Below are 1,027 nucleotides of genomic sequence, written 5' to 3' on the forward strand. Positions count from 1 at the left end.
CTGCCTTTTTCTTCGCTTCGCCGGTATCGGATTCGGAGTCGGCAGTGTCTTCGGGTTCGGCAGTGTCGTCGGAGTCTGTGCCGCAGCCGCATTCGATGCCACCTGCGCAGTTGCCGTCTCCGTCGCATGGACCGTCGCCCCACAGTCCCGCACCGCTCGGCGACCCTTCGTCCGGCTCCGGTAGCGGTGGCGTGTCTGCATCGGCGACATCGCCCGGTGTTGCCGAATCCTTCTCGGCTGCTGCAGGATCAGGACGCGCACCGTCGCTCGCGGCCCCAGGGCTCGTGCTGTCCTTGCCGCCGGAAGAGCTGTCGGTCTCGTCGTCGACGATCGGTTTTCCGTCGGCGGGGTTGTACATGCCGGGTTTCGCGGCTTTGGAGAACAAGGCTTCGAGGTAGGCCCGTAGTTCGGGGTCGACGCAGAATTCGCCTTCCGACATGCCGTCTGCACCTTGTTCGCCGAGGTAGAAGAACGCATCCCGTCGCTTGGGCGGCTTCGGCGGTTTCCCGTCTTCGTCCTCGTCGTCGTCTTCGTCGTAGTCGCCGTCGGGGTTGAGGATCGAGTCCAGATTCGCCACCAACGGCGCGAAGTCGTCAGGCCGCCTGGTCGATGCGAAGCCCACCAACTGCTGTTCGGCGAGCTCGCGGGTCTGCGGATCGACGTCCCGGGGCAGGTGCCGAAAGAACTCGCGGATCATCTGCACATGCTTGGCATCGAGCAACCCCGCCCGAAGCGCAGCACCGGTGTGCGGCAGCAGCGGCGGCAGTACTTCACCGGAGAAGGAGGTGCGATCCCCCAACTCCGCCGCCAGACGCACTCGTGCGCCTGCTGTTCGTGGGGTGATCCGCAGCATCCATGCCACCGACGACGGCACAGAGCCCGGGTAGATGTCGAGGCCGTGTTGGGTGATCAGTTCGTTGAGCCAGGTGTACGAGTGCGCGGTGACGGACCTGGTGAGCATCTCCATGCGTTGGATCACCGCACGCCGGTCCGCGTTCGACCACGCCACCGACGCCTGCCCGGCCAA

At 65.5% G+C, this 1,027-nt stretch carries 1 protein-coding gene; it reads right to left on the reverse strand.

Translation table 11 applies throughout. The features are described 5' to 3' along the window. Positions 1 to 1,009: DUF222 domain-containing protein (locus RHBS_RS27980; protein ID WP_237669871.1), on the reverse strand; the 1,009-nt coding region annotated here is incomplete at its 3' end. Between the last annotated feature and the right edge of the window lie 18 nt (positions 1,010 to 1,027).

Origin of the sequence: Rhodococcus sp. BS-15, from assembly GCF_000813105.1 — a bacterium.
Classification (GTDB): Bacteria; Actinomycetota; Actinomycetes; order Mycobacteriales; family Mycobacteriaceae; genus Rhodococcoides.